11 protein-coding genes are annotated in these 14,234 nt (G+C 61.2%); 8 read left to right on the forward strand and 3 right to left on the reverse strand.

The genetic code is table 11. The features are described 5' to 3' along the window. Positions 1-106: 106 nt before the first annotated feature. Both clpB and cysS read right to left on the reverse strand, forming a co-directional pair. Positions 107-2,713 carry an ATP-dependent chaperone ClpB gene (gene clpB, locus JONANDRAFT_RS01080; protein ID WP_008522437.1) on the reverse strand — a complete coding sequence of 869 codons (2,607 nt, stop codon included), beginning with the start codon at positions 2,711-2,713 and terminating at the stop codon, positions 107-109. Positions 2,714-2,872: 159 nt separating this feature from the next. Then, complete coding sequence (gene cysS, locus JONANDRAFT_RS01085) at positions 2,873-4,276, reverse strand: cysteine--tRNA ligase (RefSeq protein WP_008522125.1); 1,404 nt, start codon at positions 4,274-4,276, stop codon at positions 2,873-2,875. A gap of 99 nt (positions 4,277-4,375) precedes the next feature. Here cysS and JONANDRAFT_RS01090 point away from each other — a divergent pair, with 99 nt between their 5' ends. From JONANDRAFT_RS01090 to serS, 6 genes are read left to right on the forward strand one after another with little or no spacing between them, the layout of a single operon-like run. Then, the gene (locus JONANDRAFT_RS01090) at positions 4,376-5,875 is read left to right on the forward strand and encodes an excinuclease ABC subunit UvrC (protein WP_008522438.1); all 1,500 of its coding nucleotides are present in this window, start codon (positions 4,376-4,378) and stop codon (positions 5,873-5,875) included. Beyond that, positions 5,841-6,962, forward strand: coding sequence for a bifunctional diaminohydroxyphosphoribosylaminopyrimidine deaminase/5-amino-6-(5-phosphoribosylamino)uracil reductase RibD (gene ribD, locus JONANDRAFT_RS01095; protein ID WP_021775729.1), 1,122 nt, complete (start codon positions 5,841-5,843; stop codon positions 6,960-6,962). The genes JONANDRAFT_RS01090 and ribD overlap by 35 nt, the downstream gene beginning before the upstream one ends. Continuing rightward, positions 6,917-7,549, forward strand: coding sequence for a riboflavin synthase (locus JONANDRAFT_RS01100; protein ID WP_008522128.1), 633 nt, complete (start codon positions 6,917-6,919; stop codon positions 7,547-7,549). The genes ribD and JONANDRAFT_RS01100 overlap by 46 nt, the downstream gene beginning before the upstream one ends. Before the next feature lie 2 nt (positions 7,550-7,551). Continuing rightward, complete coding sequence (ribA, locus tag JONANDRAFT_RS01105) at positions 7,552-8,793, forward strand: GTP cyclohydrolase II (RefSeq protein WP_008522440.1); 1,242 nt, start codon at positions 7,552-7,554, stop codon at positions 8,791-8,793. Further along, complete coding sequence (gene ribH, locus JONANDRAFT_RS01110; protein ID WP_008522131.1) at positions 8,790-9,281, forward strand: 6,7-dimethyl-8-ribityllumazine synthase; 492 nt, start codon at positions 8,790-8,792, stop codon at positions 9,279-9,281. The genes ribA and ribH overlap by 4 nt, the downstream gene beginning before the upstream one ends. Then, positions 9,275-10,567: a serine--tRNA ligase gene (gene serS, locus JONANDRAFT_RS01115; protein WP_008522133.1), complete on the forward strand. Its 1,293-nt coding sequence runs from the start codon at positions 9,275-9,277 to the stop codon at positions 10,565-10,567. The genes ribH and serS overlap by 7 nt, the downstream gene beginning before the upstream one ends. A 60-nt stretch (positions 10,568-10,627) precedes the next feature. Here the strand turns inward: serS and JONANDRAFT_RS01120 are convergent, their stop codons facing one another. Beyond that, positions 10,628-11,203 carry a GNAT family N-acetyltransferase gene (locus tag JONANDRAFT_RS01120; RefSeq protein ID WP_008522135.1) on the reverse strand — a complete coding sequence of 192 codons (576 nt, stop codon included), beginning with the start codon at positions 11,201-11,203 and terminating at the stop codon, positions 10,628-10,630. 231 nt (positions 11,204-11,434) lie between these two features. Here JONANDRAFT_RS01120 and guaA point away from each other — a divergent pair, with 231 nt between their 5' ends. Then, positions 11,435-12,964 carry a glutamine-hydrolyzing GMP synthase gene (guaA, locus tag JONANDRAFT_RS01125; protein WP_008522441.1) on the forward strand — a complete coding sequence of 510 codons (1,530 nt, stop codon included), beginning with the start codon at positions 11,435-11,437 and terminating at the stop codon, positions 12,962-12,964. 180 nt (positions 12,965-13,144) lie between these two features. Continuing rightward, positions 13,145-13,981 (forward strand): class I SAM-dependent methyltransferase, encoded by an 837-nt coding sequence (locus tag JONANDRAFT_RS01130; protein WP_008522442.1) that lies wholly within the window; start codon positions 13,145-13,147, stop codon positions 13,979-13,981. Positions 13,982-14,234 lie beyond the last annotated feature (253 nt).

Below are 14,234 nucleotides of genomic sequence, written 5' to 3' on the forward strand. Positions count from 1 at the left end.
AAAAAGCAAAGAGGCTCAATATTGGCGAATTATTTAGTCTTTATGAGGCAGAAACGAAAAACTCCGGCTTCTGAGTTAGGTCAGAAGCCGGAGTTTTTTGAAGGGCTCAGTTCTTTTCGGTCCGCAGCGTCAGCTCGTCGCCTGAGGCGTCCACCACCAGAGCGGCGTTCTCCGCCGGGCCGTTGGCGATCAGGTAGCGGGCCACGAGAGTTTCCAAGTTGTGGCTGATGTACCGTTTCAGCGGCCGAGCGCCATACGACGGCTCGTAGCTCTGCCGAATGATCAGGTCGAGAGCCTCATCGGTGACCCGCAGGACGGTCGATTGGCCTGCCAGCCGGTCGGTGAGCCCCCGAAGGAGCAGAACCGCGATCTGGCGCAAGTTCTCCCGGCTGAGCGGCGAGAAGATGACCGTGTCGTCGATCCGGTTCAAGAACTCGGGCCGGAAGTGCCCCTTGAGCTGGGCCATGACTTGGTCGCGGACCGGCTGGGGAATTTCCCCGCCGTCGGTGACGCCGTCGAGAAGCATTTGGCTGCCGATGTTGCTCGTCATGATGATGACGGTGTTTTTAAAGTCCACCGTCCGGCCGTGGCTGTCGGTGACCCTCCCGTCGTCCAGAATCTGCAGCAGCACGTTGAACACGTCCGGGTGAGCCTTTTCGATTTCGTCAAACAGCAGGACGCAGTAGGGCTTGCGGCGAATCGCCTCGGTGAGCTGGCCGCCCTCGTCGTAGCCCACGTATCCGGGAGGCGCTCCCAACAGCCGGGAGACCGAATACTTTTCCATGTACTCGGACATGTCGATCCGCACCATGTTGTTCTCCGAGTCGAACAGCGTGCGGGCCAACACGCGGGCCAGTTCGGTTTTGCCGACGCCCGTGGGGCCGAGGAAGATGAACGAGCCGATCGGCCGCTTGGGATCCCGAATGCCCGCCCGGGCGCGCAGGACCGCGTCGGCGACCAGCTGGACGGCCTGATCCTGGCCGATGACGCCTTTGTGCAGTTCGTCGTCTAGGTGGAGCAGCTTGTCCCGCTCGCTCTGAACCAGTTTAGTCACGGGAATGCCGGTCCAGTCGCTGACGATTCGGGCGATTTCGTCCTCGGTGACCGACTCGCGCAGCAGCGACTCGCCGCCGGAGGCCTCCTTGAGGGCCTTTTCCTTTTTCGCCAGCTCTTCCGTCAGCTTGGGCAGCTCGCCGTGGCGCAGTTCGGCCATGCGTTCCAAGTCGTAAGCCCGCTCGGCTTTTTCCAGTTCGACCTTGGCGGCTTCGATTCGCTCGCGCAGGGCCTGCACGTCGGTCAGCCGCGATTTCTCCGACTCGTAGCGGGCGGTCAGCTCGTTCTGCTGTTCCCGCGCGTCGGCCAGTTCCTTTTGGAGCTCGGCCAAGCGTCTGGCGCTCGCGTCGTCGCGCTCTTTCTTGAGGGCCGCCTCTTCGATTTCCAGTCGGACGACCCGCCGGGAGACCGCGTCGAGCTCGGACGGTCGGGAGTTGATTTCCGTCTTGACCATGGCGCAGGCCTCGTCTACCAAGTCGATGGCCTTGTCGGGCAGGAACCGATCGGAGATGTACCGGTCGGACAGGGTGACCGCCGCCACGATGGCGCTGTCGGCGATTCGCACGCCGTGAAAGACTTGGAACCGGTCTTTCAGGCCCCGAAGAATGGAGATGGCGTCCTCAGGCGTCGGCGGCTCAACGCGCACCGGCTGGAACCGGCGCTCCAGCGCCGCGTCCTTTTCGATGTGGAGCCGGTACTCGTCCAGCGTGGTGGCTCCAATGCAGTGAAGCTCGCCCCGGGCCAGCATCGGCTTGAGCAGGTTGCCCGCGTCCATCGAGCCTTCGGTCTTGCCGGCTCCGACGATGGTGTGCAGCTCGTCGATGAAGAGGATAATCTGCCCTTCTGCCGCCTTGACTTCGCTGATGACCGCCTTGAGCCGCTCTTCAAACTCGCCCCGGTACTTGGCTCCGGCGATTAACGACCCCATGTCGAGCGCGAAGATCGTCCGGTTTTTCAGCCCTTCCGGCACGTCGCCCCGGACGATTCGGGCGGCCAGCCCTTCGACGATGGCCGTCTTGCCGACGCCCGGTTCGCCGATCAGCACCGGGTTGTTCTTCGACTTGCGGCTCAGAATTTGAATGACCCGCAGGATTTCCGCGTCCCGGCCGATCACCGGGTCCAGCTTGCCGTCCCGGGCAGCGGCGACTAAGTCGGTGCCGTATTTCTTCAGCGCTTCGTAGGTCTCTTCCGGGTTAGCGCTCTGGACGCGCGTCGCGCCCCGAACGCCCGTGAGGGCCTTGAGGAACCCTTCCTTTGTCAGCCCGGCGGCGGCTAACGCCTGGCCGGTCGGGGACGTGGGGAAGTCGAACAGCGCCAAAAACAGGTGTTCAACCGAGACGTACTCGTCCTTCATCGACTGGGCGCACTTTTCAGCGTTCAGCAGAAGCTGGGACAGGTCGGTGCTCAGGTAAATTTTTTCGATGTCGTAGCCGCCCGTTATCTTGGGCCGCTTGGCCAGGAGCTCTTCCAGCCGCGCCGGCAGCGCGCGGACGTCCGCCCCGCACTTGTCCAGCAGGCTTGGAGTCAGGCCGTCTTTGGCGCCGACCAGCGCCAGCGCCAAGTGCTCCAGCCCTACTTGCTGGTGCCCGTGGGTGACGGCGATGTTCTGCGCCTCCGCCAAGGCCTCCTGCGATTTTTGTGTCAGTTTGTTCAGATCCATAGCTCACGCCTCCTTGTGGCGCTCATTTCTCTTGCCTGACCGAATTATATAAGGTCAGTATTAGTCAGTCAATGAGGATTTTGCTTTTTGGGCAATTTTGACGAGCCGAGGCCACAAAAAAGCGGAGCCTCGCTGTCGAGGCTCCACCGAAGGGGCGCGTTAGATTTTCCGTTTCCACTTGGTGCCCTGCGGGGTGTCTTCGAGGACGATGCCGCGGGCGGCCAGCTCGTCGCGGAGCCGGTCACTTTCGGCAAAGTTCTTGGCCTTTCGGGCGGCGTTGCGCTGTTCGACCAGCGCGTCGATTTCCGCGTCGCCGTCGGTCTCATGCGATAGGCCGAGCAGGCCCATGACCTCTTCGATGTCCCGGAAGAACTTTTCGGCGTCGTCAAGCCCTTTGCCGGAGAGGGCGCCGGAGGATTTGAGGTGCGTGTTGACCGCCTTGACGACCTCGAAGACGGCGCCCAGCGCGCCGGCGGTGTTGAAGTCGTCGTCCATGGCCTCTTCAAAGTCCTCCCGGCCCTGACGGACTGCTTCGCTCAGGCTGGCGTCGTCGTACGAAAGGTCTCGGCGGCTCTTGGCAAACTGAAGGTCTGACCAGCAGTTGCGGAGCCGTTCGACCATCGCGCCGGCCTGTTCGAGCCCTTCGGGCGAGAAGTTGACCGGCGAGCGGTAGTGAGCGCTCAGCATGAACGCGCGGATAGCCAGCGGCGAATAGTGTTTGCGGGCTTCGCGGGCCGTGAGGAAGTTGCCCAGCGACTTGGACATTTTCTCCTTGTCGATGAGAATGTACTCGTTATGAAGCCAGAAGTTGACGAACGGCTTGCCGGTCGCCGCTTCGGCTTGGGCGATTTCGTTCTCGTGGTGGGGGAAGGTCAGGTCGACGCCGCCGGAGTGAATATCGATGGTATCGCCCAACAGGGCGGTTGACATGACGCTGCACTCGATGTGCCAGCCCGGCCGGCCCTTTCCCCACGGGCTGTCCCACGCGGGCTCGCCGGGCTTTTGGGGCTTCCACAGGACGAAGTCCAGAGGGCACTTTTTCGCGTCGTCAACCTCAATGCGGGCGCCCGCCAAAAGCTCGTCCATGTTCTGTTTGGAAAGCCGGCCGTACTGGGGGAAGCTCTTCACGTCAAAGTAAACGGTGCCGCCCACCGCGTAGGCGTGTCCCCGGTCTATCAGCTTTTGAACGAGCTGGATGATTTGTGGCATGTACTCGGTCGCGCGGGGGTTGTAGCTCGCCCGTTTGATGCCCAACGCGTCGGCGTCCTCGTAGTAGTCGGCGATGGTCTTCTCGGCCAGTTGGGCGACGGTAATGCCGTCCCGGTTGGCCCGGTCGATCATCTTGTCGTCGATGTCGGTGAAGTTCTGGACGAAGGTCACCTGATATCCCTTGTACTCGAGATACCGGCGAAGCACGTCAAACACGATGAACGGACGGGCGTTGCCAATGTGAAAGTAGTCGTACACCGTTGGGCCGCAGCTGTAGAAGCTGACTTTTCCGTCGGCCAGCGGCACGAACAGCTCTTTATTGCGGGTCAGGTCGTTGTACAATGAAAGGGCCATTTGAGCATCCTCCGTTCTTTCTGCTTTGAAGCGTTTAGATTATTATACTATCATCATATTCGCCGATTCGCCTCTTTGAACTCGGCGAGGGAGATTTTCATGGAACGAATGGAACGGATCCGCGGCCTGCTCAAGAAACTGCCGAACCGCCCGGGCGTGTACCTGATGCACGACGAGAGAGGAAAGATTATCTACGTCGGCAAGGCGAAAAACTTGAAGCGCCGGGTCTCGTCGTACTTCAACCACAAGGACTTCGCCATTCCGCGGCTGCGCAAGCTGGTGGCCACAGTCTGCGACATCACCACGATTCGGACGGCCAGCGACGCGGAGGCCTACATCGTCGAAAGCCGGCTGATTAAGGCGTATCAGCCGTTTTTCAACGTGGAACTCAAAATGGGAACCCGCTACCCATGGGCCGTGGTGACCGACGAGCCGTTCCCTCGGCTCGTGGTGACCCGGCGGCGGGACATCAAGGGCCGGTACTTCGGCCCGTTCATCTCTGCCGGAGCGCTGAAGGACGTGCTTCACATCATCGAGAAGGCGTTCCCGCTCCGCAGCTGCAAGTACGACCTGACGAGGACGAAACTTTCCCGGCCCTGTCTGGACTACGGCATAGGCAAGTGCGACGCGCCGTGCGTCGGGCTCTGTACCGCCAGAGAGTACGGCGAGCGGGTAGACGACGTGATTCTTCTCCTGAGCGGACAGACCGCTGACCTGATCGCTCGCCTGCGGGCCCGCATGGAAGAATGCGCTTCTCGGCTGGAGTTTGAGGCCGCCGGGGTGGCCCGTGACGCCATTCGAAGCCTGTGGCGCATGACCCGGTCGCAAGTCACCGGCACTCTGTCGGACGACTTGGACGAAGACAGCTGGACGGCCATGAAGGCCCTTCAGGAGCTCGTCGGTCTGCCGACCGTGCCGTGGCGTATCGACGGGTTTGACATCTCCCACCACGCCGGGTACGAAACGTACGGCGTCTCGGTCGTCTTTGAGCAGGGATACCCCAACCCGTCGCTGTACCGGCGGTTCAAGATCCGAACCGTCGACTGGATCGACGACTTCAGATCAATTGAAGAGACTGTGACCCGCAAGTACCGAATGGCGCTCCGGGCAGAAGCGCCGCTGCCCCAGTTGGCCATGATCGACGGCGGCCCGCAGCAGCTCGCCTTTGCCCGAAAGGCTCTGGCCGATCTGGAACTGAACCTGCCGACCGTCGCCTTGGCGGAAGAAGAGGAACTGATCTACACCGCGCCGGACGCCGCGCCGATTCGTCTGCCTCGGAACGATCCGGCGCTTCGGCTGCTTCAGCGGGTTCGGGACGAGGCGCACCGGTTCGCCATCACGTCGCACCGGCGGGCCAGCACGGCCCGGTTTAGCCGGTCGGCGCTGGAGGATATCCCGGGCATTGGAAAACACACTTCCGCGCTGCTGCTGTCGGCGTTCGGCAGCGTGAGGCGCGTCGCCGGACTGAGCGAGGAAGAACTGTCGTCCGTCAAAGGCATTGGGCCGGTCACGGCCCGGCGGATTAAAGAAGCCCTGTGCGGTTCGCCCGCACAAGAAAGCGAGCATGAACATGACGCCCAGAGGACAGAGAAGAATTGACGAGCGGTACATGAGGATGGCTCTGAGCTTGGCCGCCCGCGGAGCCGGAACGACGAGCCCCAACCCGATGGTCGGCTGTGTGATTGTCCGGGACGGCCACGTCATCGCGACCGGCTGGCACCGCGCCCCTAGGGCCCCTCACGCCGAAGCCGCCGCCCTTGCGGCCGCCGGGGAGCGGGCGGAGGGCGCGACGGTTTACGTCAACTTAGAGCCGTGCGCCCATCAGGGGCGCACGCCGCCCTGCGCGCCGGCCCTCGTCTCGGCCAAGGTCGTCCGAGTCGTCGCCGGGCTGGTTGACCCGTTCCCCCAAGTGGCTGGAAAGGGAATCGGAATACTGCGTGAGGCGGGAATAGAGGTCGATTGCCCCGTACTGGCAGAAGAGTCCGCGTGGCTGAACCGGGGCTTCTTGTCCGCCGTGAAGCGGAAACGGCCATGGGTGACCCTCAAAATTGCCTCGTCGCTTGACGGGATCACCGCGCTTCCCGACGGCACGAGCCAATGGATCACCGGACCGACGGCCCGCAAGCTGGGGCACCTGCTTAGAAGCGAGAACGACGCGGTCATGGTCGGCGGCACGACAGCCCGGCGCGATAAGCCCCGATTGGACGTGCGGGACGTTGACGGCCCGTCGCCCCGGCCGGTCGTGGTGAGCCGGGACTTCTCGGCCGCCATGCTTCTGCCGCGAAGCGGCGACGCTCTGGCCTACGCCGCGGACGGCTGTCCGATTCCCGATAAGCTTAAGGGCCGGGCCGCGACCGTCCCAACTGGCCCGGGGGGCTTGGACTTGAGCGCCGTATTGGCCGACCTGTGCCGAAGAGGAGTCAACAGGCTGCTCGTCGAAGGCGGCGGTACCTTGGCCTCGTCTCTTCTGCAGGAAGGCCTTGTGGATCAGCTGTCGGTCTTTCAAGCACCCTGCGTCTTAGGAAAGGGAACCGGTATGGCTCAGGAACTTTTGACCGAGAGCCTGCTGGCGCGCTGGAACTTCGTTCGTACCGCCGAACGCCGGGTTGACGACGATCTGTGGATTGAAGGAGTGAGCCCATGTTCACAGGACTGGTTGAGTGCACTGGCCGGGTCGTCGGTCTGACGCCCGAAGGCGGCTGTCAAGCGGTTACCGTCTCCTGCCCCTTTGCCGCCGAGCTGGCAATCGGCCAGTCGGTAGCCGTTGACGGTGCTTGTCTGACCGTCTCCGCTCTTGCCGACGGGGCGTTCCGCGTCCTAATGACCGCCGAAACGGTCTCCCGCGGCGGCTCGTCCCTGCAGGTCGGCAAGCGGGTGAACCTTGAGCGGGCCCTGAAGCTAGGCGGTCGGCTCGACGGCCATCTCGTGCTGGGCCACGTGGACGGGACGGCGCGCGTCGTGAGCCTGCGCCGGAGCGGCAGCTCGGCCCTGCTGACCGTCCTGATACCAAATGAGCTTCGCCGGTACGTGGCGGTTAAAGGCTCGGTCGCGCTTGACGGCGTCAGCCTGACGGTCGCCTCATTTGAGGGCGGCGCGGCCTCCGTCGCCGTTATCCCTCAAACGCTTGACGACACGACGCTGGGCGAACGCCGTTCCGGCGACCTGATCAATCTGGAAGTGGACGTGATCGCCCGCTACTTGGAGCGCCTGGTGTCAAACGATACGGGCGGAGAGAACCTGACAATGGCCAAACTGGCCGAAATGGGGTGGTGACGGTGAACAACCAACGAACCGGCGGCGAAAGCGCCGAAATAACTCGGGCCCGGGACGCGCTGCGCTCCGGCGGCGCGGTGCTGGTGACTGAAGGATCCGGCGAGGGCGACACGGGCGCGTTTGTCCTGCCGGCCGGAACTCTGACGGCTGAGAAACTGATCGCCGCCTCCTCCTTTGGGTTCAGCGACCCGTTCTTCGTCCTCAGCGAACCGACGGCGTCTCGGCTTGGGTTGGCAGTCGTCAAGGCCAGCAAGGGCGGCGCGTGGTTCGCCGAGTCGTTTGACCTCGCCCTCGCGCCGGAGATGCCGACCCGCCAGTACGAAACCGACGTGGCCCACGTCTTGGCCGACGAGTCGACGCCGGCGGGTGCGCTGCTTCGTCCCGGCCGCGTCAGGCCGCTGGTCGCCCGTCCGGGCGGCGTCGTCCGTCGGGCGTCGTTTGCCGAGGCGGCAAGCGACCTCGCCGAACTGGCCGGGTTTGGCGCGGGCGTCTTCGTCCCGGTCCGTACCCGTTCCGGCTCACCGGCGCCGCTGGCCGAAGCCGAAGAAGCGGCAAAGCAGTTGGGCGCGCCGGTCCTCGAGCTGAGCAGGCTGATCGCGTGGCGGGTGGCCCGCACAAAGCTCATCGAGCGAGTCGCGTCGGTTCACCTCCCGTCCGCGTGGGGTGACTTTGCCGCCATCGCGTACAGAAGCCAGCTCGAAGCGGATCCGGACCGGGTTCACATTGCCCTCGTCAAGGGAGACCTGTCGAAGGAAGACGCGCCGTTGGTCCGCGTTCACTCCGAGTGCATGACCGGCGACGTCTTCGGCTCGCTGCGGTGCGACTGCGGCCCTCAGCTTCACGCGGCCATGTCCATGGTGGAGCGCGCCGGCTACGGCGTTGTGCTCTACATGCGGCAGGAAGGGCGCGGCATCGGCTTGGTGGAAAAACTGCGCGCCTATGAGCTTCAGGAAAAAGGACTGGACACGGTAGACGCCAACTTGGCGCTGGGCCACAAGCCCGACCTGCGGGACTACGGCGTCGGCGCCCAGATCCTCAAAGACTTAGGAATCACTAAGCTGAGGCTTTTGACCAACAACCCGGCGAAAATCGTCGGCTTGCAGGGCCACGGCTTGGAAGTGGTCGAGCGGGTGCCCCTCGAAATCGAGCCGAACCGCTATAATAAAAAATATATGACGACCAAAGAAGACAGGATGGGTCACCTGCTTCACCTGTCCGACGGCGAAAAGGAGAGAGACCAATGAGAGTGTTTCAGGGCAACCTCACAGGAAGCGACGAGCGGTACGCCATCGTGGTGTCCCGGTTTAACGAGCTCATCGGCAGCAAGCTGCTTGAAGGGGCCAAGGACGCCCTGTCGCGTCACGGCGTCAACCTGAGAGGCGTGGACGTGTACTGGGTTCCGGGCGCGTGGGAACTGCCGCTGGTGGTGGAGGAAATCGCCCTGCGCGGCACCTATGACGCCATCATTGCCTTGGGCGCGGTCATTCGGGGCGACACGCCGCACTTTGAATACGTGTCCGCCGAAATGTCAAAAGGCTTGGCCGGCGTGGGGCTCAAACAGCGCGTTCCCGTCACCTTGGGCGTGCTGACGACCGAAAACCTCGAACAGGCCCTTCTTCGCTCGGGCAGCAAGGCAGGCAACAAGGGAAGCGAAGCCGCCGTCGCGGCCATTGAAATGGTGTCGCTGCTGCGTCAGATCCGCAGCGATCGGGAGGTGGAAAAGCAATGCTAGACCTGAAAGTCATCAGAGAGCAGACCGACCAAGTTCGGGCGTGGCTCAAAGCCCGGCACAGCACCGTTGACTTGGACGCCATCTTGGCGCTGGACGGCCAGCGTCGGGACATACTGGGGCAGTCTGAAGAGCTCAAAGCCCGCCGGAACGAAGGTTCCAAAGCCGTCGCCATGGCCAAAAAGAGCGGCGCCGACGCGGCCGCCCTGATGGAAAAGATGAAAGAGCTGGGCGAGCAGGTCAAAGAGCTGGACGACAAATTGGCCGACGTGGACACCGAAATCGGCCGCAAACTCTTAGAGATCCCCAACAAGCTCCACGAAACGGTTCCGCTTGGCGCCGACGAGCGGGAAAACGTCGAAGTCCGCCGCTGGGGCGAGCCTAAAAAGTTCAGCTTCGAGCCCAAAGCGCACTGGGACATCGGCGAGCTCACCGGTACCATCGACAGCGAGCGGGGCGTCAAGCTGGCCGGCAGCCGGTTTACCGTCCTCAGCGGGCTGGGCGCTCGGCTGGAACGCGCCATGGCCAACTACATGCTGGACTTGCACTGCCTGAAGCAGGGCTACACCGAGTATAACGTTCCCCTTATGGTGTCCACAGAGACCATGACCGGCACAGGGCAGCTGCCAAAGTTCGCCGAAGACCTCTACAAAATCGGCGGCGACGACGACGTACCGCTGTGGCTCATTCCCACGGCAGAAGTCCCGCTCACCAACCTGCACAGCGGCGAAACCCTTTCAGAAGACGACCTGCCGATGTACATGACCGCCTACACGCCCTGCTTCCGCCGCGAGGCCGGCAGCTACGGCAAGGACGTTCGGGGCATCATGCGGCTTCACCAGTTTGACAAAGTCGAAATGGTTAAGCTCTGCACCCCGGAGACCAGCTATGACGAACTGGAAAAGCTCACGGCCGACGCCGAATCGGTCCTTCAGGGGCTCGGGTTGCCGTATCGGGTCATCGTCCTCTGCTCGGGTGACATCGGGTTCGGCTCCGCCAAGACCTACGACGTGGAAGTGTGGCTCCCGTCCCAGAACTGCTACCGCGAGATCAGCTCCTGCAGCAACTGCGAGGACTTCCAGACCCGCCGGATGAACTGCCGCTACCGGCCCGCCGGCGGCGGAAAGCTTCGCTATCCGCACAGCCTCAACGGCAGCGGGCTGGCCATCGGCCGGGCGGTCCTTGCGGTCATCGAAAACTACCAGCAGGAAGACGGCTCGGTCGTCATCCCCGACGCGCTCGTTCCCTATATGGGCGGCGTCAAAGTCATTCCCCCAGTCGGAAAGTAACCGCAAAAAAACAGGGCTCTCGGGCATATGATATGCTCGGGAGCCCTTGCTTTTTGTCAGTTATGCCAGCGTCGCGGCCGCCATAGGCCGGCTCGTATCGTATCCCAGCTCGTAATAGTGCTGGTTGTTGAAGTCGAACGGCTTGATGATCTCAAGACCCAGCTTGCGGGTATGAGCCGCCAGCGACCGAGGGTTCACCTGATTGATGAACGTAATCAGCACGGGAAAGCGCTTCGCCATCTCGCGGCGGGAGAACTCGAAAATATTCGGCAAAACGTCTGTCCCACGGTAAGGAGCGTCAACGCACACCGGCCCGTACTGGTACGAGTTCTTCGTGTCCAGCTGTCGGCCCAGATAAGTCACCGACGGCAGATCGGCGATCATGTGGGCGAACAGCGGCCAGACCTTCCAATAATCCCACGATGCCGCCATCGCGTAGGCCACGACCCGCCGGCCGTCCACAGCCACCGACAGCCCGTGCTCTTGGCTCATCAGCGACTTGAACTGATCCTCCGAAAACAGAGTGGTCACAAAACCGTTCGGCTTATCCTCCGGTGAAATGGTGCTCACGTGATACTTCTTCTGCAGTTCCGCAACGCCCGGCAGGTCTTCCGGGCGGGCCAACCGATACTCCATGTTTCTCCCCTCCAGTCGAAAAGTTGTGAAACGCCCTTGATCAGCATAGGAAAGTGGGGCCGGAATATCAAGAGGGAGAAACGACGTTCTGGCTCTTTTCGGAGCTCGGAAGAAAAGCCGCAAAACCGCCGCAGGAAATGAAGATCCACCTGTCACAGCCAGCCCAGTCAGGATATAATAAAAACATCTTTCGGTCGGAGAACTCCGGCTCTGGAGGGAAGTGTTCGTCTCATGGAAAACATCGTCATCATCGACTGCGGCTCCCAGTTCACCCAGCTCATCGCGCGAAGAATACGGGAAATGCACGTGCACAGTGAAATCATACCGGCCGGCTGCACCTTAGACGAAGTCAAAAGCCGCCAGCCCAAAGGGCTCATCATCTCCGGCGGCCCCAAAAGCGTCCTTGACCAAGGCTCGCCTCGGGTTCCCGACGGCTTCTTCTACCTCGGCGTCCCGATCCTCGGCGTCTGCTACGGCATGCAGCTCATGGCGCGCCTGTTCGGCGGCGTCGTCCGCCGCTCAAAAGCCCGCGAGTACGGCAGAGGACATGTCAGCATTCAGGACAAATCGTGCGCCATCTTCGCCGGCCTGCCCGACTCGTTCCAAGTGTGGATGAGCCACGGCGACGACGTGGAAAAAATTCCGCCAGACTTTGTCCTCACCGCCCAATCGGACGACGGCGTCGTCGCCGGTTTCCGCAGCAAAGACGGCCGCTTCAACGCCCTGCAGTACCACCCTGAAGTGGCTCACACCCAGGGCGGCGAAAAAATGCTTCACAACTTCATCTACGACATCTGCGGCTGCAAAGGCGACTGGCAGCTCGGCGACTGGATCAGCATCGCTCAGGCCGACATCGACGCTAAAGTCGGGAATGATAAAGTCATCTGCGGCCTCTCCGGCGGCGTCGACTCGTCCGTTGCCGCCGCGCTTGTCAGCCGCGCCATCGGCGATCGGCTCGAGTGCATCTTTGTCAACAACGGACTCCTGCGCCAGAACGAAGCTGAAGAAGTGCTGGAAAGCTACAAGCAGATGAAGCTGAACGTCCACTACGTCGACGCGTCGGAGCAGTTCCTCTCAGCCCTCACCGGCGTCATCGAGCCGGAGCGGAAGCGCAAAATCATCGGCGAAACCTTCATCAGGGTTTTTGAAGATCAGGCGCGGAAAATCAAAGGCGCCCGCTGGCTCCTGCAGGGCACCCTGTACCCGGACGTTATCGAAAGCGGGGCCCGCAAAGGCGCCGACGTCATCAAGAGCCACCACAACGTCGGCGGTCTGCCGCAGGACATGAACATGAACCTGCTCGAGCCGCTCCGCGACTTGTTTAAAGATGAAGTCCGCGCCCTCGGCCGTCTGCTCGGCCTGCCGGAAAACATCGTCCGCCGTCACCCGTTCCCCGGCCCCGGCCTCGCCGTCCGCTGCTTGGGCGACATCACCAAAGAAAAGCTGAACGTCCTTCGTCAGGCCGACCACATCTTCCTTGAAGAAATCCGCGCCGCCGGGCTGTACGACCAAATCTGGCAGGCCTTCGCCGTCCTGCTGCCGGTTTTCACCGTCGGCGTCATGGGCGACGAGCGGACCTATGCCCGAGTCTGCGCCCTGCGGGCCATCACCTCCAGCGACGGCATGACCGCCGAATGGTACCCAATGTCTCACAGCGTTCTTGACCGGGTCTCCACCAGAATATGCAACGAAGTGCGGGGGATTAACCGAGTAGTCTACGACTGCACCAGCAAGCCACCAGCAACCGTGGAGTGGGAATAAAATAAAAATGACAGATAATGAAAACAGGGCTTCAAGCCCTGTTTTCATTGTATCCTTGGGAAGCTGGCGTGAAAACAAGCGGAAGCGGGCGTCGATTGGTTCAACTGAAAAAGGCACGGCGCGCGCTTCCGAAGAGTGTAAGATTTAAAAGTTACTTTATCACAATATGAAAGGGGTGCCTTGCAAACGAAAAAAATACATATTGAAAAGAACACCGTGCAGGAGACGTTGATTATCCCGTTATACGGCAGAAAGATGTGTGCGGAAAAATTCCCTACTCTCTATACGGACACCACGGCACAGACGCTCTGTGAGAGCTTGGACTATGACTTCTCCCCGCTGGAAGCGAAAAAGGACACCCTTTTCCACGAGTTCGGAGCGCTGGAAGCGGCGATGCGTCAGCTTGATATGGCTTGGGAAATTAACGATTACCTCAAACTGCACCCGAAAGCCGTTATCGTCAATCTTGGGTGTGGACTGGATAACACAGGAAGAGCTTGTGACAACGGTACGTGTAAAATTGTGAACGTTGATCTTCCAGATGTGATAGCGGTTCGGGAGCGCCTGATGCCCGCTGAAGAAAGAGAAAAGAACATCACTGCCGACATAAAAGATTGTGAGTGGATGAACGAAGTCGACGGAACAAACGGGGTCATATTTTTTGCGGCGGGAGTCTTTCATTATTTTGAGACCGAGAAAGTAAAGGACTTAGTCTTGAGGTTATCAAAACGATATCCCGGCGGGCGTCTAATTTTCGACGCGGTGGGAAAACGCGGCCTCAAAATGATGAAGCGGACAGTCCTCAAGAACATGGGGATGAAGGATATCGATGTGCTCTTTTGTGTGAACGACCCAGAGCAAGACTTGAATTGGTCCGACAAGATCACCGTCACAAGCAAAGGGTACATGCTCGGCTATTATGACATGAAGACAAAGGGCATTCGTTGGACGCATCGTCTCCTCGCAAAAATGGGAGATCGATGGCTCAAAATGACCGTCTATCGGATGGATTTTTAATTTTAAAAACGATAAGAAAGACATCGAGGGAAAACTCAGCGCCGCAGCCGTTTGTTTGTGTCGTCATGTTGAGGACAACTATTCGCGCCGCGGCGAACGGTCGAAGGGGAAATGACCTGCCGAAGCGGGCGCTGTTTTTGGGCAGTAAGATTTTAAAATGGCGTTGGCGCGGAAGAGCTCCAAATACAACGGTCCGCGCCCCCTTGAGGGCGACCAGTTCCGCGCGGGGCTGACCGTCCCGGCGGTCGCTTGA

It is taken from the genome of Jonquetella anthropi DSM 22815, assembly GCF_000237805.1.
Classification (GTDB): Bacteria; Synergistota; Synergistia; order Synergistales; family Dethiosulfovibrionaceae; genus Jonquetella; species Jonquetella anthropi.